Here is a 24,585-nt window from a genome sequence, read left to right on the forward strand (position 1 = left end):
GCAAAATCCCTATTCTGGTATCGATATATGCCGGCGGCACCAATCTCCGGGGAGAGGATAGATCACTATGACAACCAGGGGGCCCCACCGGCTCCGAGCACTCAGGAACCGCATTGCCGCATCGCCGGACGCAATTCTCGTACTGGTCGTGCTCGTCATCTTCATGGACATGATGATCTACGGTCTTCTCATCCCGGTCTTCCCGCAGTACGCACCCCGGCTCGGGGTGGACGAACAGGTCATCGGGGTCGTCTTCGGGATTTACGCCGCCATGCTCCTCATCTTCTCCATCCCCATGGGCCTCCTCTCCGACCGGGTGGGCCGCCGTCCCCTCATCGTGGTCGGGATGCTCCTCCTCGCTCTCGCGACGGCTCTCTTCGGGTTCTCTACCACGTTCACGCACCTGGTCGTCGCCAGGACTGTCCAGGGGGTATCGGCCGCGGCCACCTGGTCCGCCGGGCTTGCGCTCCTCGCCGATACCTGCCATCCCTCCCGGCTCGGGGAGAAGATGGGCATCGCTCTCTCGGCGGTCGGGGTCGGGACGATCCTCGGGCCGGTCGCCGGGGGGCTGCTCTTCGAATACGCGGGCTACATGGCGACCTTCCTCGTCCCGGCGGTGCTGGTGGCCTCTGTCGGCCTGCTCGTTCTCGCCGTCCCGTTACGCACCTGCAGGCAGGAAGGCGGTCCGGTTCGATCCCCTATGCTGCCCCGGGGCGCTTTCCTCCCGCTCGCCGCCTGTGCGGCCGCGATCGTCGCGGTCTCCGGAACCTACGGCGTCGTCGATCCCTACCTCCCGGTCTACCTGCACGCCGCCTTCTCGGCGTCCCCGGCGGCGATCGACCTCGTCTTTGCGGTGCTGGCGGTTGCGGCCATTCTCGCCCAGCCGGCTGCAGGAAGGATCTACGATCGGTACGGGGGCAGCCGCTATCTCATCGGCGGCGGGCTCCTTCTCTCGGGGGCCGCGCTCGTCGCCGCCATGCAGGGAGAGACCCTCCTGCTCACCGCCGCCGCAATCTTCGCGCTGGGGGTCGCGCTGAGCTGTGCCCTGGTGCCGGCGATGCCGATCCTCGCCGGCATTTACCGGGGCCGGGGATCGCAGGGCGCCGCTTACGGCATGTATAACACCTTCTTCTCCGTCGGGCTCTCGGCCGGGCCGTTCGCGGGAGCGGTCCTTGCGGGCCGGTGGCCGCTGCCGGTGTTATTCCTGCTGCAGGCGGGAGTCCTCGCGGTTATGGGGGTCCTGGGCTGGTTCGTCGTCGGGAGGCTTCGATGGCGGTGAGTTACGTTCATCATGCCGCCGGACCAACAGGGATAGCATCTCCGACCAACGGACCGAGGAAATCATGCCGCTGAAATTCTGCCGCCTCCACGCCCCCGAACTGCTGATCGCCTTCTTCGCCCTCATTATCCTGGCCGCGGCTTTCGGGGACGTCGGAGGGGAAGCGGGGGCGTTCCTCACCTCGGCGCTCGATGTGGCGCTCTTCGTCATTCTTGCGATGCTCGTTTATCTCGCCGGCACCCGGCACCCTGCGTTCCGGTGGGCCGCCATCCTCTGGCTCCTGGTCCTGGTGGCCGGGCTTGCGGCTGTTGCGGCGGGGTTCGGGGTGATAGCAATCCTGCCGGCGGAGGCGCTTGGGGCCGGGGAGATCGATCCGGAGACGGTCGACCTGGACCTGGCCGCGGGGGTTGCGCTTCTCCTCCTCGGCGTTCTTGCGGTAGGGGCCGCAAGCCTCATCGGGTTCTCACGCCGGTTCCGGGGATGGCTTGCGGGGTATCTCCCGTTCGACCCGGACTCACTCCTCCATACGGTCGCGCTCGTGGTCATCCTTGCGATGATCCTCATCCCGCCCGTACCGCTCCTTGCCGCGGGGGTTCCGCCCTTCCTCTCGGAGCCGTTCCTCGACCTCCTGCTCGAGTCCGGCGACCTCCTCGCGGAGACGGTCACGCTGAACGCCTATACCCTCTTCTGGACGCTCATCGGCTCGTTCTTCATCGCCGGGGCATGCGTCCGGCGGACGGGGCGCGAGACCCTGGAGCGGCTCGGGCTCGTCCGCCCGACGGGGAAGCAGATCGTTCTCGCCGTTGCCGCGGCTCTCGCGCTCGTTGCCGCGTTTCACTTCATCGACCCGGTGCTCGCCGCGCTTGTGGGCTGGCTCGGCCTTCCGGTCACCGATATGGAGGCCGTCAACCTGCTCTTTGCCGGAACGCTCACCCTGCCCGGGATCGTCGTGGCATCCATCGCGGCGGGGTTCGGCGAGGAGGTGAGCATCCGCGGCCTGCTCCAGCCCCGGTTCGGCATCCTCCTCCCGGCGCTTCTCTTTGCATCGCTCCACGCGTTCCAGTACAGCTGGGACGGCCTCATCTCGGTCTTCCTTGCGGGAATTATATTCGCCTATATCCGGCGGTATACGAACACAACGACGTCAGCGATCACGCACACCGTCTACGATCTGGTGCTCTTCTCGATGATGCTGATCGGGATGTCGATCTGACACAGGGGATTCGCGGGATACCCTTTTTCAGAATGAACTCGCCCCGAAATGTCTCTGCCGGGAGGAGGACACCCTCCTCTCAATGCCCGATATGGTCCCCGTCGCAGAACGGTTTGTTCCGCGATCTCCCGCACCCGCAGAGGGTAACCCGGTTTCTGATCATGTAGGTTCTCCCGTCGGCGGACTCGACAGGGATCCCGTCACGGACCCAGAGCGGCCCATGTTCGCCCCTGGCGGGGTTTTCGATCACGACAACGGATTTTTCAAGAGCGGGTTCGATCGCCTCACCGGTCTTTCGGTCACGGAGAACGAGCCGGCTGGAGGGACAGTTGCATGCCTCATCTATCGCCGTGTCCCGGGCTTCCGGGGTATCGGATCGCTTCGTGAGGTTCCAGATCCCCCCGGCCCGCAGGCAGAACCGTGCGTGCGCACAGAGCCCTTCATAATCGGCCAGTTCCAGTTCCGGCCCTCTGATGACGGTGGGGTTCTCAAGATATGGTTCATCCCCGGCAGTCTCGGTACCGTCAAAGTGAATCTTCGCGTGCGTCCCGTCGCAGAAGGGTTTGTTCTTCGAATGCCCGCAGCGGCATAGGGCATATTCTTCCCGCAGGGGATACTCCCGTACCTTTTGCCATGAACGGCAGTCGCCCTCATCATCGTGAGAGATCTCCATCACCATGAGCGGGACACTCCCGGTCACGATGTATGGACCATTCCTGCTCACCCGGATCTTCATGGTATCATTCTCCACGGGAGCTTTTCTGCATGTTAACCTGTGGGGTGAAGGGGGCGGACCTGACGGTCCTCAGGCTAAACGGTAAATAATACAGCACAACCCGGAGGATCGTGACGGGCAGCTGCAGAGCTGCCTCTGTGAATGATCCGATAAAAGAATCGACTCTGTTTTAAAACGCTGAGGGGGAGATTTGAACTCCCGAGGGGCTCAACGCCCCACGGGCTTTCCAGGCCCGCGCCCTACCGGTCTAGACTACCTCAGCAATGTGCATCATTAGTTGGCGGGATACTCTATTAATAGTAGCTCCCGGCATGGGCCGGGAACCTCTGTTTACGCCCCGGCGTGCGCCTTCCAGGCGCGGGGGTAGGTGCCGGGCCGCATCAGGACGGTGGTGGGGGCGACGACGAACCCGGGTTCTCCCGGCTTCAACGTCGAGGAACTGATGAGGGCTCTCCCGAGTCCCACGAGTTCGCCGCGCTCTGTCACGATCGCAACCGTCTCGCCTTTTGCAAACCCGCCCACCTTCTCCGTGACTCCCACCCCGGCGAGCACCGCGCCGTGGCAGACGGCGTCGACGGCGGTGTCGCGGATGACGACCCGGGGGAGGTCCTGGACGGCGGCCGCCGGGGGGAGGATCATCCCCTGCAGGGGTTCGGGGTTCCCCTCCGGGGCCGCTCTCGCGGCATCAGCGAGTGCGTGGAGCGTTACGGCAACGGTCTCGTCGAAGGATCCCGAGCGAATCCTCCGGAGTTCCTCCATGTGGGCACAGACCCCGAGCGCGTAGCCCATATGGACGCAGAGTGTCCGGATGTAGGTCCCGGCGTCGCACCGAACCCGGAAGAGGACGAGCCTGCCGTCCATATCCAGGACCTCGATCTCCTGGATCTTCCTTATCCTGAGGCTCCTTTTGACCGCGCTTTTTCTCGGCGGCCGCTGGTAGATCCGGCCGGTGAATTCCGCCGCCACCCGGTCTACGGCCTCCCGGGTTGCGTCGCCGTGAAGGCGCATCAGGCAGATATACTCCTTGTTGTGTGAGAGGAGGACCGGGGCGAGCCGGACGGCGCCGCCGAACATGACGATGAGCACCCCGGATACCTGCGGGTCGAGCGTTCCGGCGTGGCCCACCCGGCGCCCGAGGATGTCCCCGACCCAGGCGGTCACCTGGTGGCTGCTCGGCCCCCGGGGCTTGTCTATGACGACGATCCCGGAGTCGGGGACGGAATAGTTCTGGCCGGTCAACGGTCTCACCTGCCTTCCGTGTAGCGGTTCAGCGCTTCAAAGGTTCCTGCGAGCGACCCGTCCCCGACGACCGCCGGGGGATGCCCGCCGGCCCGCATGGCATCCGCGGTGATCTCGCCGATGGCGACGAGGAGCAGGTCGTCGCGGGGTTGCCAGCGTGCCTCCCGGTAGGACATGGCGCTCGTGAAGAGGATGGCGTCGGCGGCGTCAAGTGCGAGTTCGGCTCCGGTGGGGACGAGCGCGTAGACCCGCTCCTCCCTGACCATCCCCCCGGCCGCGGCGATCGCATCGAGAAGGCCCGGGTTCGGGACGTCTGCCCGCGGGATCCCGACCGTCCGGCCCCGGAGCCAGTCCCCGAGGTAGGGGACGAAGTCGCGGGAGTAGAACGAGGGGAGGACCTCCGCCTCGATTCCGGACTCCTTGAGGACTTCGGCGGTCTTCGGCCCGATCGCGATCACCCGGGGCCACCGGTCGAGTTTCGGCCCGACGATCGCGGCGGGGAGGGCGCTTGAGAAGAAGAGGCAGTCGAACTCGCCGCGGAGGACGGCCTCGACGAACGTATCGACCCGTTCAGGCCGCAGATCCGCCCGCAGCGGCGAGACCGTGTAGCAGTCGTGACCATACGTTGCGCAGAGGGCGCGGTCTCCCGCCGCCTTGTTCTCGAGCCGGGTGATGGCGATCTTCATCGCTACAACCTTCGTCCCGGTGGAATATGACTGTATCGTGGGAGACGATTCGGTTGGTTTATCCCCGGCTGTTCCAACCGGTAATTATCGTGCTCTCCGGAATCGTGCTCGGCACCGTCTTCGGCATCGGCTGCGGCGCCGTGAGCGGCCTCGTCCCCGGCATCCATGCAAACACCATGGCGGGTGTCCTCCTCTCGCTCCAGGCGCTCCTGCTCGCCTGGTTCGACCCGGTGTTCGTCGCTTCCGCGATGTTTTCCACCCTCGTTACGCACACGTTTCTCGACTGCGTCCCGAGCACGTTCCTCGGCATCCCCGACGCCGATACATCGCTTGCGGTTCTTCCCGCGCACGCCCTCTGCCTCGAAGGGCGGGGAGAGGAGGCCGTCCGGATATCCGCCCTCGGGAGCGCCGCCGGTGTCGCCCTCTCGCTCCCACTCGCGCTTGCCTTTGTCCTGGTGCTTCCCTCTCTCCAGCCAGCGATCGACTGGGGCATCGGCCTTGTCATTCTCGCCGTCGCCGGCTACCTCATCGTCGTCTCGGAATCCCCCGGGTGGGCGCTTGCGGTCTTCGCGGTCTCGGGAATTCTCGGGCTCTTCTCTCTCGGCTACGCGTTCCTCGCCTGGCCGGCGGGTGGGGAGTCCGGGGTGCTGATGCCTCTCCTCTCCGGCCTCTTCGGGGTCGCGGTCCTTCTCAAGGCGTCGCACGGGGCGATGCCGGAGCAGCAGTTCCGGGGATTCGACCTCTCCCGGAGCGCCGTCCGTCGGGGCTCTCTCCTCGGCTCCGCCGCCGGCGCTCTCGTCGGCTGGCTCCCGGGCCTCTCGAGCGCCACGGCAAACGCCCTCCTGACCTCGGTCGTCGGTTACGACTCCAACCCCCGGGAGTACATCCTCGCGACCAGCGCCGCGAACACCGTGAACGCCTTCCTCGGGCTTGCGGCGTTCTACGCCGTATCCCGGACCCGGAACGGGGTGATGGCGGCGATCGGAGCGCTCGAGGAGATGCCGCCGGCAACCGCCATCCTCCTCGCGGGCGCGATGGCCGCGGTCGGCGCCTACCTCCTGACCCTTCTCTTCTCGCGCACTGCCGGTCGGTTCTCCGGCCTGAACGTCACGAACCTCAACTACGGCGTCATCGCGTTTGTCGTCTGCCTCTCCCTCTTCCTCTGCGGCCCGTTCGGGGGGCTCGTCCTTCTCCTCGCAACGGCGGTCGGCTGCGTTCCGTCCCTCGTCAACGTCCGCCGGGTCTACTGCATGGGTGCGATCATGGTCCCGGTGATGGCCTACTCCTTCGGCCTCGCCTGACGGCCAGCGGGGTTTGCTCTTATATCGGCCGGGCACCAATACCGTACCATGCTACAGCGCTACTGGTTCGGGGACGTCGACGAGGAGGGGTGCCGGACCGCCGGCACCGATCCGGCCGCGCTCGCGGAGCGGGCGGCCACGCTCCGCACCGGTATGGATTCATTTGTTCCCATCGACTGGGAGGTTGCCCGGGACTGCGGGGTCGTCCGGACCCGGGAGGAGTACGTCGACCTGCTCCGGTCGGTCTGCACCACCCTTGCCCGGAAGAGGATCGCGCAATCATACCAGGGCCGGGACGTCGAGCTCCTCCAGATGGTGAGGATGCTCGACGAGCTCGATAACGTCATCAATCTTCTCCAGGAGCGTGCCGCGGAGTGGTACCAGGTCACGAACCCGTCGTTCTCCCGGAAGTACCGCTCCCTTCCGGCGAAGAAGATGCTCGGGATCATCCGGAAGGGAGCAAGAGGGGGTCTCTCGGACGTTGCCGACGAGATCGACCGTCTCGCCGGGACGAGGAGCCGCCTGATGCGGGAGGTCTCGGCCCGGGCCGACGAGGTGATGCCGAATACGAGCGCTCTCATCGGCGGGCTGGTCGCGGCCAGGCTCCTCTCCAAAGCCGGGGGGCTTGAGACGCTTGCGAGGATGCCGGGGAGCACCATCCAGGTTATCGGCTCGGAGCGGGCGCTCTTCTCGCACCTCCGGGGCGGCACGCCGCCGCCCAAGCACGGGATCATCTTCCAGCACCGGCGGGTCCACAACGCGCCGAGACCAGTGCGGGGACGGGTGGCCCGGGTGCTCGCGGCGAAACTCGCCATCGCCGCCCGGCTCGACTACTACCGGGGCGAGGCGGTGCCGGAGTTCCTCAAAAGTGCCCAGGCGCAGATCGACGAGGCGGGGGTCGAGGCATGATGAAGTGGCTTGGAAACGTGCTGGTCTCTCCCGGCGAGGGCGGGGTCTACGGGGAGCGGACGCTCGATGGTTACCGGGTCTGGGACCCCTACCGGAGCAAGCTTGCGGCGCTCTACACCCTCGGCGGCGGTGTGGAACTCACCCCCGAAATAAGGGTGCTCTACCTCGGCGCAGCGAACGGGACCACGGTCTCGCACGTCGCCGACTACGTCGAGACCGTCTACGCGGTGGAGTTTGCGCCCCGGCCGATGCAGGATCTTCTCGAGGTTGCACGGCGGAGGAGGAACATCGTCCCGATCATGGCCGACGCGAACCGGCCGGAGGAGTATGCGCCGTTTATGGAGGCGGTTGACATCCTCTACCAGGACGTGGCGCAGCCCAACCAGGTCGAGATCGCGGAGCGGAACCTCCCCTTCCTCAAACCGGGAGGCCACCTCATCCTGATGCTCAAGACCCGGAGCGTGGACGTCCGGCGGGAGCCGGCCGAGGTGCTCGCCGGGGCGCGGGCCGGGCTCGAGGAGCATCTTGACGTGACGGACGTCCGGTGGCTCGACCCCTACCACCACGATCACGCCGCGATCGTCTGCTCCCGCCGGGGGTAGCATATATTAGAAGGGAGGGCAACCCCTTCACATGGACCGGGTCGTCTTCAACCCCTTCTCCCCGCTGATGCTTCTTTTCTTCTTCGGACTGCTCGTTCTCTTTCTCCTCGCCGTCATCGTCTTTCCGATCCTTTTTCTGACGGCGATCGGGGCGACGTTCACGCGGCTCGGGTTCTCCTGGTGGCAGGCGCTCCTCATTCTCTTCCTGACGCTCATCGGGAGTTTCATCAACATCCCGGTGAGCACGCTTGAGGGCCGGCCGGGGGTGCCGGCCTACGACCGCTACGCCGTGATGTACGGGCGGCTCTACCGCATCCCGCAGCAGGCGCAGCGGACGGTCCTCGCGATCAACGTCGGCGGCGCCCTCATCCCGGTGGCGATATCGCTCTACCTGCTCTACGAGTCGGTTGTGATCAGCGAAGGCTACCACCTCTTCGCCCTTGCGCTTGCCGGGGTCGCGGTCGTGACCGTCGTAACAAAAATCGTCGCCCGCCCGGTGCCGGGGCTCGGGATCGCGACGCCGTTCTTCATCCCGCCGCTCGCGGCGCTCTTTGCGGCGCTGATCCTCTCGCTCTTTGCAGGCGGCGTCCCGGCCGCGGCGGTGATCATCGCCTACGTGAGCGGGACGCTCGGCACCCTGATCGGTGCGGACCTCTTGAACCTCCACCGTATCGCGGAACTGGGGGCGCCGACGGCGAGCATCGGCGGGGCGGGGACGTTCGACGGGATCTTCCTGACCGGGATCATCGCGGCGCTTCTGGCATGAGGGGGTAGGGCGTCGGGAGGAATCCGACGGTCTGACCCGGGTTGCGGCGAAGCCTGAGGGATCTACCCGTTCCGGGCTTGTGCGGCGGGTGAATGCGTTAGATAGTTGCCCTGTCACCCACGACCAAAATGATTGTGCCGTGTCATCCCCACACCTGTTGGCCGCGCTCTTTCCGCTCGGCCCTTTTAACCCCGCAAGACGAAGGGGATCGCGACCGGCTTGATTTGATGGCGTTGAGGTCTGAGGTACCGGTGATCGAACCTGATATATACTACTGTGGTGGTACACGGTAGTATGTCAGAGATGACATCAATTAAGATCGCAACGGGAGTAAAGGATCAACTCAACCATCTCAAGACCCATCCCCGTGAGACCTACAGCGATCTCATCTCCAGGTTGGCCTCCCAGGCGCAAACAGAGTTGCCTCCATGGCAAATTCCTCTTATTCATGTCAGAATCAATGGAGTCATCCGGGAACTCAAGCATCCTGTCGAGATCTCGGCTGAGATGGATGAAGGGGAATATATCCTGTATAATCACGAGTACCGACTACTGGTCGTCGCCTCGGATCTCTCTGAAGGTTTGAAGGACATTATTGACGAGTTTGAGGAAAACTGGAACGATTTCGTTCTGCAGGATGAGAGTGCTTTACTTGGAGGTGCCCGCGACCTGAGGAGGAAGCTCATCGCACTCGTACCCGGAGAGACCTGATCGTGCCCCGAAAAAACAAGGCCATCGTGCGCCGCCTCATGAAGAAGGGGTTCGATGCCAGGATGTCAAAACATATCAAACTGGTATTTAGCTACAACGGTTGTGACACGGGAATCCGTACATGGGTTTCCCATGGCACAAAGGAGATTAGCGACCAGTTGCTTTCTCGCATGGCGGAACAACTCAATCTCTCCCGGCAGCAATTCCTTGATCTCATCGACTGCCGACTCGATGAAGCGGGGTTGATTGCAGTATACAAGGAGATGCACTTTTTATGACGCTGGACGTATCGACTGAATGGGAGGCGCTCTTTGACCAATCTCCTGGAGTTTGATACGGGTTGCCGTATCCCGGATCTCGCCCGTCACACCGTCGCCTCCTTGCCGATGTAGTTGTACAACCGGTGCTTGAAGTCGTCGAATTCCCGGATCGTCGGGTACGCGACGTCGTAGAGGAACCGCTCGTCGGGGCAGTGGATTGCCTTTCCGCGGAGGACTTCCGTCCTGACATAGAGCGGCAGGTGCGAAAAGATCTGGATGTCATAGCGGTCGTCGGGAAGATCGGAGAGCGCTGCAAACCTGAACCGGGCTGCTTCCTCGCGGCCGGCGTCGTAATAGATGCAGAAGTCGATGTCCGACCCCGTCCTCGCCCGCCCTTCGGCAACGGAGCCGTAGAGGATGATGAAGCGGACCCTCTCGAACCCCTTAACGGTCTTCGCCCGCTCAACCGCATGCCGGACAAAACGGTTCATTCGCTCTCACCTCCCGGGGCGTGCCCGGAAGTCCTGTAGGTTTTAGACGGGAATCGCTCTCACATTAACGTTTCCTGCGGCGGGGGGCCGGATCGGGCTGGTCGTCTGTCCCATTTCCCCATATAGTCAATATCGCCATCCGGGGTCCCCGGACGGTCGTTCAGTCTCACAACCACAAAAAAGGTGACATAGATCGCTACCTGGTGAGCCGGCTCCATTCCTCACGGGATATGCCCGCCTGCCGGAGGATGCGCACGAGCAGGTCGACGCTGATCTCTGACCTGGTTTGGGATGGTTAGAACGAGATCTCCTTTCACCATGAAAGGGTGTCTGCCTCCCCGGCACGGCCCCTCGAATCCCAGGGCCTGAAGGTTCTTTACGAGTTGGTTCCATGAGATGGGTCTGATCCTATGCTCCGGCACCCGTATCAACCCTGACGATCTCTCCCACTGTGCGGCCGGCGATCGGAGGTATCGGGAGGCCGCGCCGGAGTCGTATGATCAACCATTCGTCGATGACGCCTGCAAGGTTTCTCCTGCACTCTTCCAGCGTCCTGCCGGTTGCAAAGACCCCGGGAAGTTCCGGGATCTCTCCATAATACGGTTCATCGTCCTCGATAATCTCGTAGTTGGCGTGTTCGAGTGCCGCGTTGATATACTCAAGGATCATTATATATTTCAATGGGATTGCCCCCGCATATAGGATTTTGCTTTCCCCGGCCGAGCGGGATTACGACTGTTGCTGTTGGGCCAATTCTTCAGGGTGGCCCCGATGTGCTATGGGTGTGATTCACTCCCCGGCACGATCCCAGAGCCCGGCAAAGACCTTCACCTGCCGGGCGTAGACGTCCGCGGAGTCCTGCTTGTACTCAAGGGTCGTCGGCACATCGGGGTGCCGGCGGAGCCGGGCAAAGACCGCCGAAAGGTTGAGACCGCTGTCGGGGTGGTCGAGTGCGAGGTGCTCGTCGGTGATCGAGCCCTGCCGGATGTTCGAGAGGTGGTGAAGGGCCACGTCGAGGGACTCAAACCGTTCTAACTCTTCCACGAACGAGAGGTGGCGGTAGTTTGCGGTGCAGGCGAGGTGGGGGAAGTCGAGGCAGAACCGGGTGATCTTTGTGCCCGCAAGGGCCGCGAGTTCTCCGGCGGTGTTCCCGAGGAGGGGGTAGCCGGCGTAGACGGCGGGGAGGTTCTCGAGGGTGAGGCGGGGATCGTTGTGGCGGTCGAGGAAGTCGGCGAATGTTTCCACGGCGGCAAAGCGGCCTCCCGGTTCATATCTCCCCGCGTGAAGAACGATCGTCTCCGCGCCGAGGGTGTCGGCGGCTTCAAGGGTCTGGCTCATCGCCTCTTCTATATATACCTCGATCTCGTTCGCCGGCCGGTCGTCATAGGCGGCGGGGGCGCAGGGGTTGACGCCGTGGCCGTGGTGGGGCGCGTGGACGACGGCGGGGATGCCGGCCGCGGCGACTCGTGCGAGGTGTTTTCTGAAGAGGGGCTGCGGCAGAGGGACGGCCTGCACCTGGATGTGCCGGATTGCGCCTTCTTCGTAGAGCTCTGCGAGCAGGACAAGCGTTTGTTCGTCGTCGAGCCGCACGGTGCAGCCGAGGTTGTAATCAGCCATATACTACCCTCCGGTGCATGGGTTTTCAGGTATCGGAGAAAAAGATTCGAGTAGCCCGGAGCAGATTCGAACTGCTGTCGCGAGATCCAGAGTCTCACATGATTGACCGCTACACTACCGGGCTATTGGGCTCTAAAATGTTGTTTGTGAATCTTAATTAAAGTGACGGCCCGGGATCATGCTCCGGACGAGCGGGGGCACTTCCCGCAGGCGCGGCAGACCTCGGCAACGGGCCGGATTGCAGTACCTGATTTGCAAAACGGTTCTATATCGTTGAGATCCCGGCGGTAGTAGACGTGGGGAACGAGCGCGATATGCGTGTAGCGCCCGCAGGGCACGCCGAGCCGATCCGCGATCGCCTTCTGGAGGTGGACGAGCGCATACATGTTCGCGCCGGCGGCGGAGAGAATGTCGTTGCTCCGGAAGACGACCTTCATCTGGAGTTTGCCGTCCCGCAGCAGGCACTGGACGAGCTGCAGGCAGGGGCAGTCGTCGAGGTTCTCGTCGACGACCGGGTTCCAGGTGATCGCGACCGCCCGCCGGGAGTTCGGGGCTTGCCCGAGTTTCCGGGCGATGTAGTCGATCTGGTCGACGTGGACGTCTTCGCCGTTCACCGTGAGCTGTTCCCCCCAGTCGAAGAGCCGCCGGTGGTAGTCGTACTCGAACTCTGCGTCGGAGCCGTGCAGGAGGTTCTCGGCGTAGGCGTCCAGGAACCGTTGCTGGAACCGGGAGGCGGGGCTTGCCATGGGAACGCTTTCCGGTGATTCCACCTCGAGCGCGAGCTCCTCGCACTCGATCGTCGCCTCGTCGTTCTCGGTCTCCAGCACCCATCCCTTCTCGAGGACGGTCCTGACCGCCAGTTCGTGTGCCCGTGCGAGTGTGGGGGCCCGAATGATCCGCATAGAGAGTAGTTGGCGGGCCGGGGTAGAAAAGGCTCCGCACTGGGGAGGGTCTGGTATATAGATGCTCCGGCAGATGGCGCCGGCCGGGGCCGCTGGCCTGGGTGCGGTCGGGGCGGGCACCCGCGGCGCTCCCTCCCGGGGTGGCGACCGGGTTGCGGCGCCGCGGAAACCCAGGGGCTTACGGGGTAGAGTGGGCGCCGCTGGAGTCCGGGGTTCTCGTTTTTTTCCGGAGTAAAACTTTTATCCTCGCATACCTATGAATCCCGGTGATCCGGGAATGAAGCGTGATCCTGGCGCATTCGGGGCGTTTTCCAGCATTGTGGTGCCTTTTCGGGACGCCAGTTCCCCGGTCGACCACAAAGGATATATTAAGTGTTCCACAAATATTGTGACATATTCCGTGATTCGGAGTATAGAGCGTGGTGAACCCGTATTCGACGTCTGTCGAGTACCTCGCGTTCACATTCCCTCATGTCATCACAATGGAGGTATAGTATGAAGAGTATGACAAAACTGATGATTGTCGCCATGATCCTCGCGGCTGCGCTGGTCGTTGCACCGGCTGCGGCACGGAGTGTTAGCGATGGCGATACAATCTATGTAGGCGAGGACGACCTCGATGTAGATGCTCTGTTTGGCAGTCCAGGACCTGGTACTTCCGGGACTCTGGTCTGGTACAGCAGTGTCTCAAGTGCGACCAGCGCGACCGTCGGCAAGACCATTGCGGTAGCTGACGTCTCGGATTTTGATCTGACTTCAGCGGCAGTTGGGTCTTCGACCGGAGCCTGGTATGCTTTCACCGGCGCCCCCTTCACAGATCCGACTGCAGCCGCTGGAACCGTTCTCGTTGAGACTCCCTCAGTGGGCCTTGATGTTCTGCAGGGAACTGGAACCACTTCTGTGGACGGGAAAGCTGTAACCCGGGGCCAGAGCATCCGGTTCGAGATCCAGCACAATGTTGGAACTCTTCCGTCGGGAGACGCTGATGTAGAGGTCCGGGTTACCACACCCGCCGGCGGTACGGTGACGACGTTCGAGGGCGTGGCCCTCAATGTGGACCTTAGCGGCACCCAGAAGGCGGACACTGGACTCGTCGCGCTGAGCAACGCTACGACAGGTACCTACACCGCTCAGGGTGTTTGGAAGTCCGGCAGTGCGCTTTACGACAAGGGCTACAGCACCAACTCCGTGACCTTTGAGGTCACCACCGGGTCGCTTGCCGTCACTGCCAACAAGGACACCGTCATCCGCAACAACGCGTTCACCGTGACGGTCACCGGCGAGTCGAGCAAGGCGTATTACCTGAACGTCACGACCACCGTGGGCGCTGGTTCTACCACCCCGATGATTGTACCCGGTCAGATCGGTGTGTATCAAATTCTGAATCCGACCACCTTCGCTAACGAGGCGATCATTAATACCACTGCTGGTGGAACCCGGACTGTCGAGTTCAACACCACTACGTCGACCGATGCGAAGACCTACACCATCGAGGTCAAAGAACTTGCGCCGGGCGACAAGTCCGACGAAGTCAAGGTGAAGGTTGAGGCAGGTGCGGTCACCGTCACGGCATCCGGCACCGGTACCTACTACATTGGTGAGGAGATTACTCTCTCCGGTACCAACACTGACAACAACGATGTTTACATCTTCATGACCGGTCCGAACCTCGACAGAGATGGTGTCAATCCAAAGAACGTAACAGACACGACACCCTACCAGGTAGACGTCGAAGCTGACGACACCTGGTCGTTCAAGTGGAACACCGCCGACACCACCCGTAACATCGATGCCGGCAGTTACACGATCTACGCCGTCTCGAAGAACGTAAACAAGGACAAACTCTCCGACGCCAAGTATGACACGGTCTCTGTATCGCTCAGATCCGGGTTCATCAGCGCGACCACGAGCGGTGCCACCGTCGCAAGAGGAGACGACCTGACGCTCTCCGGAACCGCACAGGGCAACCCCGACAATGTGTTCATCTGGGTCTTCGGTAAGAACTACTATGGTAGCCTGGGCGGTGGACTGGATGTGCTTTCACCCTCTGTTGAGTCTGACGGCACCTTCGAAGAAGACATCGACACCACCGATCTCGCTGCAGGTCAGTACTTCGTTGTCGTCCAGCACCCGATGGGTGTTACTACTGGTAACGCGGGGTCAATCACCTGGACCACCGCTGGATGGATTAGCGGATCTGGCATTAACATGGTGCAGCTCACCGGCCTGCAGGCACCCGCCGCGGCGGCTGCGCTGATCAATGCCCTTGACTCCCCGAACATCCCTGACACCTACGTGAAGCTCACGTTCGTCGTCGACGAGCCCCAGCTCTTCATCGACCCGATCGGTGACAAGGCTGCAGGCAGCACGTTCACGATCACCGGCACCACCAACCTTGCTGTCGGCGAAACGCTGAACGTTGAGGTCACCTCCGCTGCGTTCCAGCCGGGCCAGAAGACTGAGGGTTCCACCTTCTCCGGCGCCGGTGGCTCTGCAATCATCCAGCAGGGTGACGGCATGAACACGTGGTCTTTCGAGGTCGACGGAACCAGCTTCAATGTCGACCAGTACATCATCACGGTTGAGTCCATCGACACCGGCACGGTCGCGACCGCAGTCTTCAACGTGATCGAGGGCCAGCCGACCACGCAGCCCACGGGCGAAGTGACCGAGACCCCGACCGAGACTGAGACCACCACGACCACGACCACTACAGCAACCCCGACCCAGTCCCCCGGATTCGGAGCACTCCTTGCTCTTGCCGGCCTTGGTGCGGTTGCCTTCCTGGTCCTGCGTCGGGACTAAACCCTAACTAACCCTATTTTTTCTTTCAGTCTGTTCTACTGAGCATTATTTCGGATATGGGACAGGATGTCTGGCTTTGTGTCCTGCACCTGAGGCTCTTTTGAATCCCCCGGGACTTCACCCCGAAAAGCACTGAAGAGAGACCTGACTATTTCATGGGGCTTGACCGAACGATCACGCCACCGATGATCTCGGTATTCCCGGTGATCCAGGGAGTGTTGATTGAAGACGGCACCGACCGACTCGTCGGAGCCGGCGGCGGCGAAAAACAGCGCGGGAAAAACAGATCTGCCTGTCTGGACACCCGGGAACGGGTGCAGCCTCAGGCGCGGGTTTCCTTCTTCCGGCGCTCCAGGATTCCTGCAGCAACCGTATCGAGATCCTTCTCAAGCCAGGTTTTGCGCTCTCTGGTGTAATCCCCGCTACCATGGGAATAACTCTGGGTGAACTACCCCGCTCCTCTTGGGCGGGGCTTCCTGCTTCATTCTCCTCCCCAACGGGAGCGAGTCCACAGGCTTGACGGTGCGTTCCACACCTGATACTCCAACAAGATTCTGATCTTGCAGAGCGAATTTTTTGATATTGATCGCCGCGTTGATGTCGCGGTCGTGGTGAGTGCCGCAGTCAGGACACACCCATTCTCTGTCTGCAAGGATGAGATCCCGCTTGAGGTACCCACAGGTGCTGCATATCTTTGAAGATGGTTCAAACCTCCCGATCTTCAGGAGAGTCTTTCCATACTTCTGGCACTTGTACTCCAGCATCGTGAAGAACGTGCTCCACGACACGTCGCTGATACTCCGTGCCAATTTGTAGTTCTTCTGCATTCCAGCGACATTCAACGATTCGACTGCAATGGCTTGGTTCTCGCTCACAACGCGAAAAGAGAGGTTGTGCAGGAAATCGTTGCGCTGGTTAGCGACCTTCTCATGGCACCGGGCAAGTCTCAGGATTGCCTTCTGCCGATTCTTCGATCCTTTTACCTTCCGGGATACTCGCTGCTGCAATACCTTCAGGCGCTGGAGGGAGTTTTTCAGGAACCGGGGGTTCTCAACCTTCTCCCCGGTCGAGAGGGTGGCAAAGTCCGTCAACCCAACATCGATCCCGAGCGTCGTATCCAGAGCAAACGGTGCGGGATCGGGCGTTGCTGCCCCATCATCGACGAGGATACTGATGAACCATTTCCCGGTCGACGTCACCGAGACTGTTGCATACTTCAGCTTCCCGGTGAATGTCCGGTGGAGAGTTGTCTTGACCTCACCGATCTTTGGGAGTTTGATCCACCCCTGATCGAAGTCCACGGTGTAATACTGGGGTACCTGAAAGGACTGTACCGGGTTCTTCTTCGACTTGAACCGGGGAAAACCTTTCTTCTCGCGGAAGAACCGGGTGAAGGCATTGTCGAGGTTCTTGTTGGCACTCTGGAGTGATTGAGAGTTAACTTCTTTGAGCCACGGATGCTCTTCCTTGAGGGCGGGAAGGCGGGTGTTCAGGTCGGAACAGGAGAGTTTTCGCCCTTCCTGTTCGTATGCCCGGAGCTTTTGTTCCAGAGAATGGTTATACACAAACCGACAGGCATGGATGTGCTGCAGGAGAGTGGCAATCTGCCCCCCATTGGGATACATCCGATACTTGTAGGCTTGAAGCATACAAGTATTACGTATTCTTATAATAATATATATTCGAGTAATTCATCGGGAATATGACGAAGGGGCTCCGCTTCCATCCCCGGCCTAAAGACCGGGGTCTTCTCGCTCCGCCCCTTCAACCCCACAAGATAAACCGTATCGCATCTGCAGGCCCGAGATTCTTCACCAGCACTTCGAACCCCCGGATCCTGATCTCATTGAGCGTCTTTACTTCCACAGATTGTCACCTCCATGAGCCACTGCACTGTTTTTACAGAGAATGCAGGCTGAAGGCCTCTCATCACCCACTTACGCCACGCCTTCGGAGACCCGGACCCTGCCGATGATCAGGTCTTCCTCTGGGGGAACCGCCTGCCCCTCCTGCCGCAATGCTTCCATGTGCCCTTCGATCGCTTCCCTGATGTTCTCCAATGTCTCCTCGACTGTCTCTCCCTGGGAGTAGCACCCGGGAAGCGCCGGAACTTCTGCCCAGAACCCTCCTTCTTCAGCCTTCTGGATCACAACGGTAAACTCCATTTTTAGCCCCTCACTTAAAGTAATGCAAGAAACTCTTCCTCTGTTAAACCGGCTTTCTTTATTGCCGCCGTAAGAAGCCCGATCTTTAACTCCTTTGACCAGGGCAGAGTTATAATCGCTCCGGATGGCATTTTAATGTTGACGTGATCGCCTTTTCCTTGCCGCATCACGCCGCCTGCCCGCACAAAGGCCCGCACCGCCTCGTGACCTTTGATCCCCCGGAGTCTTCCCACACCATGCCTCCATTCAGTAGTGGCCCCACTGCAGGATATTCGTTTCGCTGCCGGGAAGCCACGGCGTTGTGAGTGACGGCCGGCTCTACCATCCCCGGGTCTCCCAACTCCGGCACCCTCCCGATCAGCCGTCCTTAAGTAGTACAACACCTCAATCTCAACCAGGATGGGATTACGCACATGAAACTGACCGTGAAACTGCTCGACATCGCAAATCGGGGGGTCCTTCTCCACTGCACCGACGCACAGAACATGCGGGTCCGCGACGGCGACCGCGTCCAGATCGTCGACGAAGCGACCGGAAAGACCGCCCAGGCGCACGTCGGCACCACGGGGTCGCTCATCGAATCGGGCGCCATCGGCGTCTACCAACCGGTGAACGCCACGCTTGCCGTCGATGAAGGGACCTCCGTCGAGGTCCGCGGCGCCGAGCGGCCTGCGTCCCTCTCGCACATCAAGAAGAAGATGGACGGCGGCCGGTTCACCAAGGACGAGACTGCGGATATCGTCAGGGATATCGTCGACGACGTCCTCTCGCCTGGGGAGATCACCGCTTACGTCACCGCGTCCTACATCAACGGCCTCGACATGGACGAGGTGGAGTACCTGACGAGAGCAACGGTCGAGACCGGGGAACAACTCCACTTCACCCGGCACCCCATCGTCGACAAACACTCCATCGGGGGCGTGCCCGGGAACAAGATCACCCTCCTGATCGCGCCCATCATCGCCGCCAGCGGCCTCATGATCCCGAAGACCAGTTCCCGCGCCATCACCGGCGCCGGCGGGACCGCCGACCTCATGGAAGTCCTCGCGCCCGTTTCGTTCCCGGCGATCGAGGTGCAGCAGATGACCCAGAAGGTCGGCGGTGCCATTGTCTGGGGCGGGGCCACGAACATCGCCCCCGCCGACGACAAGATCATCACCTACGAGTACCCGCTTCGGATCGACGCCCGGGGCCAGATGATCGCGAGCGTCATGGCGAAGAAGTTCGCCGTCGGCGCCGACCTCGTGGTCATCGACATCCCGGTCGGCCAGAACACCAAGATCGCGACGCCTCAAGAGGGACGCAAACTCGCCCGGGAGTTCATCGATCTTGGGGAACGGCTCGGCATGCGGGTCGAGTGCGCGTTGAGTTACGGCGAATCGCTCGTCGGCCATACCATCGGCCCGAACCTCGAGGTGCACGAGGCGCTCGCCGTCCTCGAAGGAGCGACCGAACCGAACTCCCTGATCCAGAAAAGCCTCTCCCTCGCGGGGATCGCGCTTGAGATGGCCGGGAAGGCCGGACCGGGGCAGGGTGCCCAGGTGGCTGCCGACATCCTCCAGAGCGGTAAGGCGCTCGAGAAAATGCGGCAGATTATCGAGATCCAGGGCGGCGATCCGAACGTAAAAGCTGAGGATATCGTTCCGGGAGAGTACGGGTTCGATGTAAATGCGCCGCAGGACGGCTACGTCATCGAACTGAACAACAGCGCGCTCGTTACGCTCGCCCGGCTCGCCGGTTCACCCTATGACCATGGCGCGGGCCTGCTCGTCCACGCAAAGAAGGGGACCCGGGTCAGGAAGGGCGATCCCATCTTCACCATCTACGCCGACCGGGAATGGCGGCTCGAACGTGCGATCGAGGTCGGCCGGACGCTGATGCCGGTGCTTGTGGAAGGTATGGTACTTGAACGTATCCCCCACGAACGGTGGGTGTAAACCGAAGCACTCAAATTTTTGACCGCAGTATACTCCAGCATGAAGAAACGTCGCCTCATTATAGCTCTTCTTGTCTCCTGCGTTCTCCTCTGTTGCGCGGCGCAGGCGGTCACTCTTCGCATCAGCGTGACCGACAAGCAGACCGATGATGCGCTCGCCGATGCTTCCATATACGTCGACGGCGACTACATGGGGAGAACAGCATCAGATGGCACCTATTCCTACGTCCATTCCGGAAAGAGGGATTTGAACCTGAAAGTCGTTCGGAACGGCTACCGGACCTGGGTAGACTACGTCGACTACGATGAAACTCGCGTTCAGGTTGATATGGTTCGGGAGGACGAAACCCTCACATTCGAACTGTACGACGCAGGAACCCTGAAACCGGTTGTCGGTGCCGTGGTGCGCGTCGAGGGTGCGGACTACTCCGATTCGGAGGTCACCGGCAGCAGCGGGAGCGTGAACTTCCCGGTGAAGGCGGGAGAGTCATACAACGTCGAGATCCGCGCGTCTGGTTATTACGACCTCTCTAAGACTGTGCAGATGGAGAACAGCGAAAGGATCGTTCAGTACTGGCTTTTCTCTAACGATCTTCTGGCGATCCAGGTCCGGGACGCCGGGACATCCGCTCCCCTCAAAGACGCTGAGGTGTACATCGACAATGTGCGCGCCGGGGTGACCGACGCCGACGGCAGGCTGCCGCTTCACCTGGAGCGGGCGAATCGGTATTCGTTCAGGGTTACGGCGCCGGACTACCAGCCCTACCAGGAAAGCCGCTACCTTGAGGAGGACGACGTCCTCCTCACGGTGGCCCTCTCGAAGTCAGCATACCCGGTTTCGATAACAGCCTTCGACGAGACGACGAAACCGGTCGAGGCAGCGGAGGTCTACCTCAACGGGACGCTCAAGGGCAAGACCAGCCAGTACGGCCGGTTCATGCTCTCCGAAATCCATGCGGGCACCTACAAGATTTTGGTGCGGGCACCCGGCTACCAGGACTGGAGCGAAACGCGCCAGATCTCTGGTCAGGGTGAGGATATCGTCGCCAAGCTTGGTTACGAACGGGCAAGCGTGACCATCCGCGCAAAAGACCCTGTTCAGAACACGGTGGGCAATGCAGTCATCGTCATCGACGGCCAGGTCGTCGGGGTGACGGACAGCCAGGGATGCTTCAACACGGCGCTCGTTACAAACAAGGTGTATGCGGTCACCGCTGCCTGTGACGGCTACCGGAACATCTCGGTCGACGCCGATATCCCGCTCGGCACAACCGAGTTCACCGTCCCGCTCGTCATGGAGCGGGAGTCCAACCTCTGGCTGCTCGTTGCCGGCGTCGGGGTTGTCGCCGCGGCCCTCCTCGCAGGGGTCATGGTCGTGCGGCGCAGGCGTGCCGGAAAGAATAAGGGCAAGTCACGCGGCCGGGACAGCCTTTAGGCTTCCCCGCGATCACTTTTTTCCCGGAGTTGGCCCTCCTTCGGGAGCACAACTCCCCGGAAGTTTGGCGGCAGAATTCACATGCGACAGAAAGGATATTTTATAGTCCCGGGGTGCGAAATGCGTTTTATTCCCCCCTGTCCTCCCTGGAGAACATTTGTTCAATCAGAGTGTATATTATTGTTCTTTATGGAAAAGAAGCCTTCCTGACTGTTCGTTGTGTGGATAATATTTATATAATATGGTGTGCTAGGAACACCTACGGTGACGTATGAGAGGATGGACATATGCGTGTCTGGCAGTGGGGTTACTTCTGCTGACGGCCCCGGCCGGTGCGCTGATACCTGATGATATTACCCTTAGCACCGATAAGCCGTGGCTGACGGCGGGGAGCGGGGAGACTGTGGACGTCAAGGTGGAGGCTGCGAACAGTAGCGGCCCGATCTATGGGATTGTTATTGATTTTGCGGTGGACAGTGTCTACGGAAGTATTTCACCTGTGCGCGTGGTCACGAACGATGACGGAAAGGCAACAGCGACCTTCAGGCACGGGACGCGAAGCGGGACGGCAACGATAACGGCGACGATGTCGCACGAGGAACTGGATGAGCCACTGACCGATAACGTCGAGCAGCAGATCGACCATGCGGCGCCGAACAAGATTGCCAATCTCTGGTACGAGCCGGAGGTGACCGCCGGGGAGACGACGGAGATCGTCGTCCAGGTGGCGGACAGGTACGGGAACCTGGTGGACGGCAGGCGGGAGAGCGCCGAGGGTAGCGATCCCGAGGAAGTGTTCTTCATGGTGGGTTCGCCCACCGAGAACGCGACATTCATCGGAGCCACAAAGCCGGACGAAATCGAGATGCCAGTGAATACTGCCGGGGACGCCATCGCAACGCTCCGGGTTGATACGGTGGCCGGGGAGAATCTTGTCTGGATCCAGCCTGCACTGATCGGTTTCTCCGGGAGCCGTAGTATCTCCATCACCGGTTTGGGGGGATTGCCGGCCGATATCACGCAGGCGGTCGCTCCGGACAGCGGTTCGGTTCCGGCCGACGGGAAGACGAAGGTTTCGTTCACTTACACATTGCTGGACGAATTCGGGAATCCTTCCGCCGGGCAGGGTCTCTGGGTGAACGCCACACTGAAACGGTTGAGCCAGCCTGATGAGCAGGAGAGCCGTCTCCTCAACACCAACGCCCACGGACAGGTGATGATCACCTACGGGCCCGAGGACTCCGTCGGCATGGCCATCATCACCGCGACGGCGGCCGCGAATGTGGACGTGAGCACAACGCAGGAGCTTGAGTTCACCAGCACCGACCCGACGAACATGCTCCTCTCCGCAAGCCCGCAGTCGATGCCGAGCCGGGATGTTAAATCCGATTCCGTCTCGCAGATACGGGCCAAGGTGATGGATGTCAGGGGGAACCCGGTCGGGGATGAGACGGTGTGGTTTGAGATACTCTCGGTTAATTTCGATGGGTACAACCAGACCGAGGGGCCATGTATTGGCGAGGGCTTGAATACAACGTCTGCCATCACCAACGACAACGGTTATGCTCTGGTCGAGTTCAGCCCCGGGTCTTTCGCCCGCGAAGGGGAGTCGGGCTGGAGCGAGACCGCGACCGGGACGGCGATCGTCCGGGCGACGTGGGGCAACGTCAGCCGGGACATCGAGCTCACCTGGAAGAACTATCCCTACCTCTCGGTGGAGACGGAGGTCTCCCCCGAGACGGTGGCGGTGAACGATACGGTCGACGTCACGATCCGGCTGCGGGGCGACGGGTGGGCGCTCCAGCCGGACCCGATCGATGTGGTGCTGGTGATCGACCGGTCGGGGAGTATGAAGTATGATATCGCCAGGAACAGCGGTACCTCAAATGAAAGGATGGAGGCAGCACAGGATGCAGCGAACAACTTTGTCGCTCAGATGAACTCTACTCGTGACCGGGTGGCACTGGTCTCGTTCGCCTTCGATGCCACGCTGGACCAGGGGTTGACCAGTGACTCTAACGAGATTGAGGGATCAATCAACAGCCTGTCAGCGGACGGTGCAACGAACATGAGGATGGCGTATTACACCGCGATCAAGTACCTCAAGGAGAACGGAAGGTCCAATGCCGTCAAGGCAGTCATCCTCATGGGGGACGGCGACTGGAACTATCACGGCTCCCCATTGGCGAAGGGCACCGGTTACGCCGACAATAATCGCTATCTCACCAGCGACTGGTATTCATATCCCTACTGGGCCCCGCTATCAGGATACCCCTGGAGCGGGAGCAGCTACAGTTTCTCAAACGAGAGGTACGAGTGGTACCATGACCTCCCAGATCCGAAGGGCGATGCCAGTGGTACACAAAAACTTGATACTGGATACTGGTATGATACATGGAATTATAACGAGAAGGAGTACCGCACTCCCACGAACAATATCTGCGACAACGGTCAGTTCACCAACCAGAACATGTCGGTGTACGCCAATAGCGGCGATGAAACCGGTAACGTGACAATCTACAGCATTGGGTTCGCTTCGGTGCTGGACTCCGATGTCGAGGAGGATCTTGGTGTTCTGTCCGAGGCGACCGGCGGCGAATACGTCTGGGCAGGGAACGAGGACGAACTCCGGGAAGTCTACACCAAAATAGCCGGCGAACTCAAGACCGAGGCCGGTGTCGATACCAAACTGGACGTCGTCTTCAAGCAAGTCGAGGTGAACGGGAATCTCACTTCTGGATCTGGTGTGTTCGACTACATCTACGAAGAGGATGTATCGACCACCGTCGAGAGCTGGGTCGACAACGAGACGGGACATTATGAGGTCATAAACTTTACCACCATCGAGCAGACCGACGACTGGGACGACCAGAACCTCCACTTCGACATCGGCACCGTGCGCCTCGGCCAGACCTGGGAGACGACCTTCAGGCTTGCGGTGAAGACGGAAGGGAACATCAACATCTTCGGCCCCGGTTCGACGATCTCGTTCAACAACGGCACCGATTCACTGGAACTCCCCGACACCTTCATCACGGCCTACCCCCTGAACAACACCGGGATGGACTTTGCGGTGCTCAACATTAGCAACTTGAATTTCACCGGCACAGAGCCGATCGATGAGTTCTTCCCGGTCACCTGGGACCTCAACTACACCGGGCTGTACGGCGTGACGGAGGATGTCTTCTACTCCAACGACAACGAGTACACCTGGGTGAAATTCGACACGCTCTCCGCCACAAACGAGACAACGAGTGGAGAATCCACGCTTGACGTGCGGGGCCTCCCGCCCGGCGAATACATCATCAGGGTCCGTGGCTACGCACCGGATACCGAGGACGCCTCGGCAAAGATTACCCGGACTGTAACTGCCGGGGCGACCGGAAGCGCGTATATACGTATCCAGTGAGGGGCTCCGGCACCCTTTTTTCCAGCAGGTGGGGTGCGCCCCTGAACTCCCTGCGGCCCGTACCCTCGTCCTGCGGTCGGCCGTCTTGCTCATGCCGCGCGGAGATAAAAGCCCGATGCCTTT

The 24,585-nt window shown here is 61.2% G+C and carries 22 protein-coding genes and 2 tRNA genes; 12 read left to right on the plus strand and 12 right to left on the minus strand.

All coding sequences use genetic code 11. The features are described from left to right. Positions 1-67 precede the first annotated feature (67 nt). Together HL657_RS03720 and HL657_RS03725 are read left to right on the plus strand one after the other, a co-directional pair. On the plus strand, positions 68-1,279 hold the full coding sequence (locus HL657_RS03720; protein WP_317295475.1) for an MFS transporter: 1,212 nt from the start codon (positions 68-70) through the stop codon (positions 1,277-1,279). Between the two features lie 64 nt (positions 1,280-1,343). Then, positions 1,344-2,492, plus strand: coding sequence for a CPBP family intramembrane glutamic endopeptidase (locus tag HL657_RS03725; protein WP_317295476.1), 1,149 nt, complete (start codon positions 1,344-1,346; stop codon positions 2,490-2,492). 79 nt (positions 2,493-2,571) lie between these two features. On the opposite strand, the gene HL657_RS03730 is transcribed toward HL657_RS03725, so the two are convergent. The 4 genes from HL657_RS03730 to HL657_RS03745 form a co-directional block, all read right to left on the minus strand. Continuing rightward, entirely contained in the window at positions 2,572-3,228 is a 657-nt protein-coding gene (locus HL657_RS03730; protein ID WP_317295477.1) for a CDGSH iron-sulfur domain-containing protein, read from the minus strand. A 175-nt stretch (positions 3,229-3,403) separates the two neighbouring features. After that, positions 3,404-3,490, minus strand: a tRNA-Ser gene (locus HL657_RS03735). Positions 3,491-3,558: 68 nt separating this feature from the next. Then, positions 3,559-4,467: an RNA-guided pseudouridylation complex pseudouridine synthase subunit Cbf5 gene (locus HL657_RS03740; protein WP_317295617.1), complete on the minus strand. Its 909-nt coding sequence runs from the start codon at positions 4,465-4,467 to the stop codon at positions 3,559-3,561. Between the two features lie 5 nt (positions 4,468-4,472). Further along, positions 4,473-5,153 carry a uroporphyrinogen-III synthase gene (locus HL657_RS03745; RefSeq protein ID WP_317295478.1) on the minus strand — a complete coding sequence of 227 codons (681 nt, stop codon included), beginning with the start codon at positions 5,151-5,153 and terminating at the stop codon, positions 4,473-4,475. A gap of 89 nt (positions 5,154-5,242) precedes the next feature. Between HL657_RS03745 and HL657_RS03750 the strand changes: the two genes are divergently transcribed. The 6 genes from HL657_RS03750 (at position 5,243) to HL657_RS03775 (ending at position 9,720) form a co-directional block, all read left to right on the plus strand. Continuing rightward, positions 5,243-6,454 carry a tripartite tricarboxylate transporter permease gene (locus tag HL657_RS03750; protein WP_317295479.1) on the plus strand — a complete coding sequence of 404 codons (1,212 nt, stop codon included), beginning with the start codon at positions 5,243-5,245 and terminating at the stop codon, positions 6,452-6,454. Between the two features lie 48 nt (positions 6,455-6,502). Next, on the plus strand, positions 6,503-7,363 hold the full coding sequence (locus HL657_RS03755; protein ID WP_317295480.1) for an NOP5/NOP56 family protein: 861 nt from the start codon (positions 6,503-6,505) through the stop codon (positions 7,361-7,363). Further along, entirely contained in the window at positions 7,363-7,965 is a 603-nt protein-coding gene (locus tag HL657_RS03760) for a fibrillarin-like rRNA/tRNA 2'-O-methyltransferase (RefSeq protein WP_317295618.1), read from the plus strand. The genes HL657_RS03755 and HL657_RS03760 overlap by 1 nt, the downstream gene beginning before the upstream one ends. A 31-nt stretch (positions 7,966-7,996) precedes the next feature. Further along, the gene (locus HL657_RS03765) at positions 7,997-8,731 is read left to right on the plus strand and encodes a DUF1614 domain-containing protein (protein ID WP_317295481.1); all 735 of its coding nucleotides are present in this window, start codon (positions 7,997-7,999) and stop codon (positions 8,729-8,731) included. Between the two features lie 294 nt (positions 8,732-9,025). Continuing rightward, positions 9,026-9,442: an HAD family hydrolase gene (locus tag HL657_RS03770; protein ID WP_317295482.1), complete on the plus strand. Its 417-nt coding sequence runs from the start codon at positions 9,026-9,028 to the stop codon at positions 9,440-9,442. Between the two features lie 2 nt (positions 9,443-9,444). After that, entirely contained in the window at positions 9,445-9,720 is a 276-nt protein-coding gene (locus HL657_RS03775; RefSeq protein WP_317295483.1) for a hypothetical protein, read from the plus strand. Positions 9,721-9,806: 86 nt separating this feature from the next. Here the strand turns inward: HL657_RS03775 and HL657_RS03780 are convergent, their stop codons facing one another. From HL657_RS03780 to HL657_RS03800, 5 genes are all read right to left on the minus strand, one after another. Beyond that, positions 9,807-10,193, minus strand: a complete 387-nt coding sequence (locus HL657_RS03780) for a nucleotidyltransferase domain-containing protein (RefSeq protein WP_317295484.1) — start codon at positions 10,191-10,193, stop codon at positions 9,807-9,809. 408 nt (positions 10,194-10,601) lie between these two features. Next, positions 10,602-10,862 carry a type II toxin-antitoxin system HicB family antitoxin gene (locus HL657_RS03785; protein WP_250986771.1) on the minus strand — a complete coding sequence of 87 codons (261 nt, stop codon included), beginning with the start codon at positions 10,860-10,862 and terminating at the stop codon, positions 10,602-10,604. Positions 10,863-10,982: 120 nt separating this feature from the next. Beyond that, complete coding sequence (locus tag HL657_RS03790) at positions 10,983-11,810, minus strand: TIM barrel protein (protein ID WP_317295485.1); 828 nt, start codon at positions 11,808-11,810, stop codon at positions 10,983-10,985. 51 nt (positions 11,811-11,861) lie between these two features. Then, a tRNA-Gln gene (locus HL657_RS03795) sits at positions 11,862-11,934 on the minus strand. Positions 11,935-11,986: 52 nt separating this feature from the next. Continuing rightward, on the minus strand, positions 11,987-12,712 hold the full coding sequence (locus HL657_RS03800) for a thymidylate synthase (RefSeq protein ID WP_317295486.1): 726 nt from the start codon (positions 12,710-12,712) through the stop codon (positions 11,987-11,989). A gap of 516 nt (positions 12,713-13,228) precedes the next feature. Between HL657_RS03800 and HL657_RS03805 the strand changes: the two genes are divergently transcribed. Further along, a complete protein-coding gene (locus tag HL657_RS03805) occupies positions 13,229-15,517 on the plus strand; it encodes an MEMAR_RS02690 family S-layer glycoprotein (protein WP_317295619.1) in 2,289 nt (762 codons plus the stop codon). Positions 15,518-15,939: 422 nt separating this feature from the next. Here the strand turns inward: HL657_RS03805 and tnpB are convergent, their stop codons facing one another. The 3 genes from tnpB to HL657_RS03820 all read right to left on the minus strand — a co-directional run bounded on the left by tnpB (position 15,940) and on the right by HL657_RS03820 (position 17,915). After that, positions 15,940-17,166 carry an IS200/IS605 family element RNA-guided endonuclease TnpB gene (gene tnpB / locus HL657_RS03810; RefSeq protein WP_317295487.1) on the minus strand — a complete coding sequence of 409 codons (1,227 nt, stop codon included), beginning with the start codon at positions 17,164-17,166 and terminating at the stop codon, positions 15,940-15,942. A gap of 288 nt (positions 17,167-17,454) precedes the next feature. Continuing rightward, positions 17,455-17,682 (minus strand): type II toxin-antitoxin system HicB family antitoxin, encoded by a 228-nt coding sequence (locus HL657_RS03815; RefSeq protein WP_317295488.1) that lies wholly within the window; start codon positions 17,680-17,682, stop codon positions 17,455-17,457. A gap of 14 nt (positions 17,683-17,696) precedes the next feature. Further along, a complete protein-coding gene (locus tag HL657_RS03820) occupies positions 17,697-17,915 on the minus strand; it encodes a type II toxin-antitoxin system HicA family toxin (RefSeq protein ID WP_153011839.1) in 219 nt (72 codons plus the stop codon). 180 nt (positions 17,916-18,095) lie between these two features. Here HL657_RS03820 and HL657_RS03825 point away from each other — a divergent pair, with 180 nt between their 5' ends. The 3 genes from HL657_RS03825 to HL657_RS03835 all read left to right on the plus strand — a co-directional run bounded on the left by HL657_RS03825 (position 18,096) and on the right by HL657_RS03835 (position 24,462). Beyond that, positions 18,096-19,619 (plus strand): AMP phosphorylase, encoded by a 1,524-nt coding sequence (locus HL657_RS03825; RefSeq protein ID WP_317295489.1) that lies wholly within the window; start codon positions 18,096-18,098, stop codon positions 19,617-19,619. A gap of 39 nt (positions 19,620-19,658) precedes the next feature. Then, positions 19,659-21,053 (plus strand): PEGA domain-containing protein, encoded by a 1,395-nt coding sequence (locus tag HL657_RS03830; protein ID WP_317295490.1) that lies wholly within the window; start codon positions 19,659-19,661, stop codon positions 21,051-21,053. 403 nt (positions 21,054-21,456) lie between these two features. Beyond that, positions 21,457-24,462 carry a VWA domain-containing protein gene (locus tag HL657_RS03835; protein WP_317295491.1) on the plus strand — a complete coding sequence of 1,002 codons (3,006 nt, stop codon included), beginning with the start codon at positions 21,457-21,459 and terminating at the stop codon, positions 24,460-24,462. The last annotated feature ends 123 nt before the right edge of the window (positions 24,463-24,585 follow it).

Origin of the sequence: Methanoculleus nereidis, from assembly GCF_032944295.1 — an archaeon.
Taxonomy (GTDB): domain Archaea; phylum Halobacteriota; class Methanomicrobia; order Methanomicrobiales; family Methanoculleaceae; genus Methanoculleus; species Methanoculleus nereidis.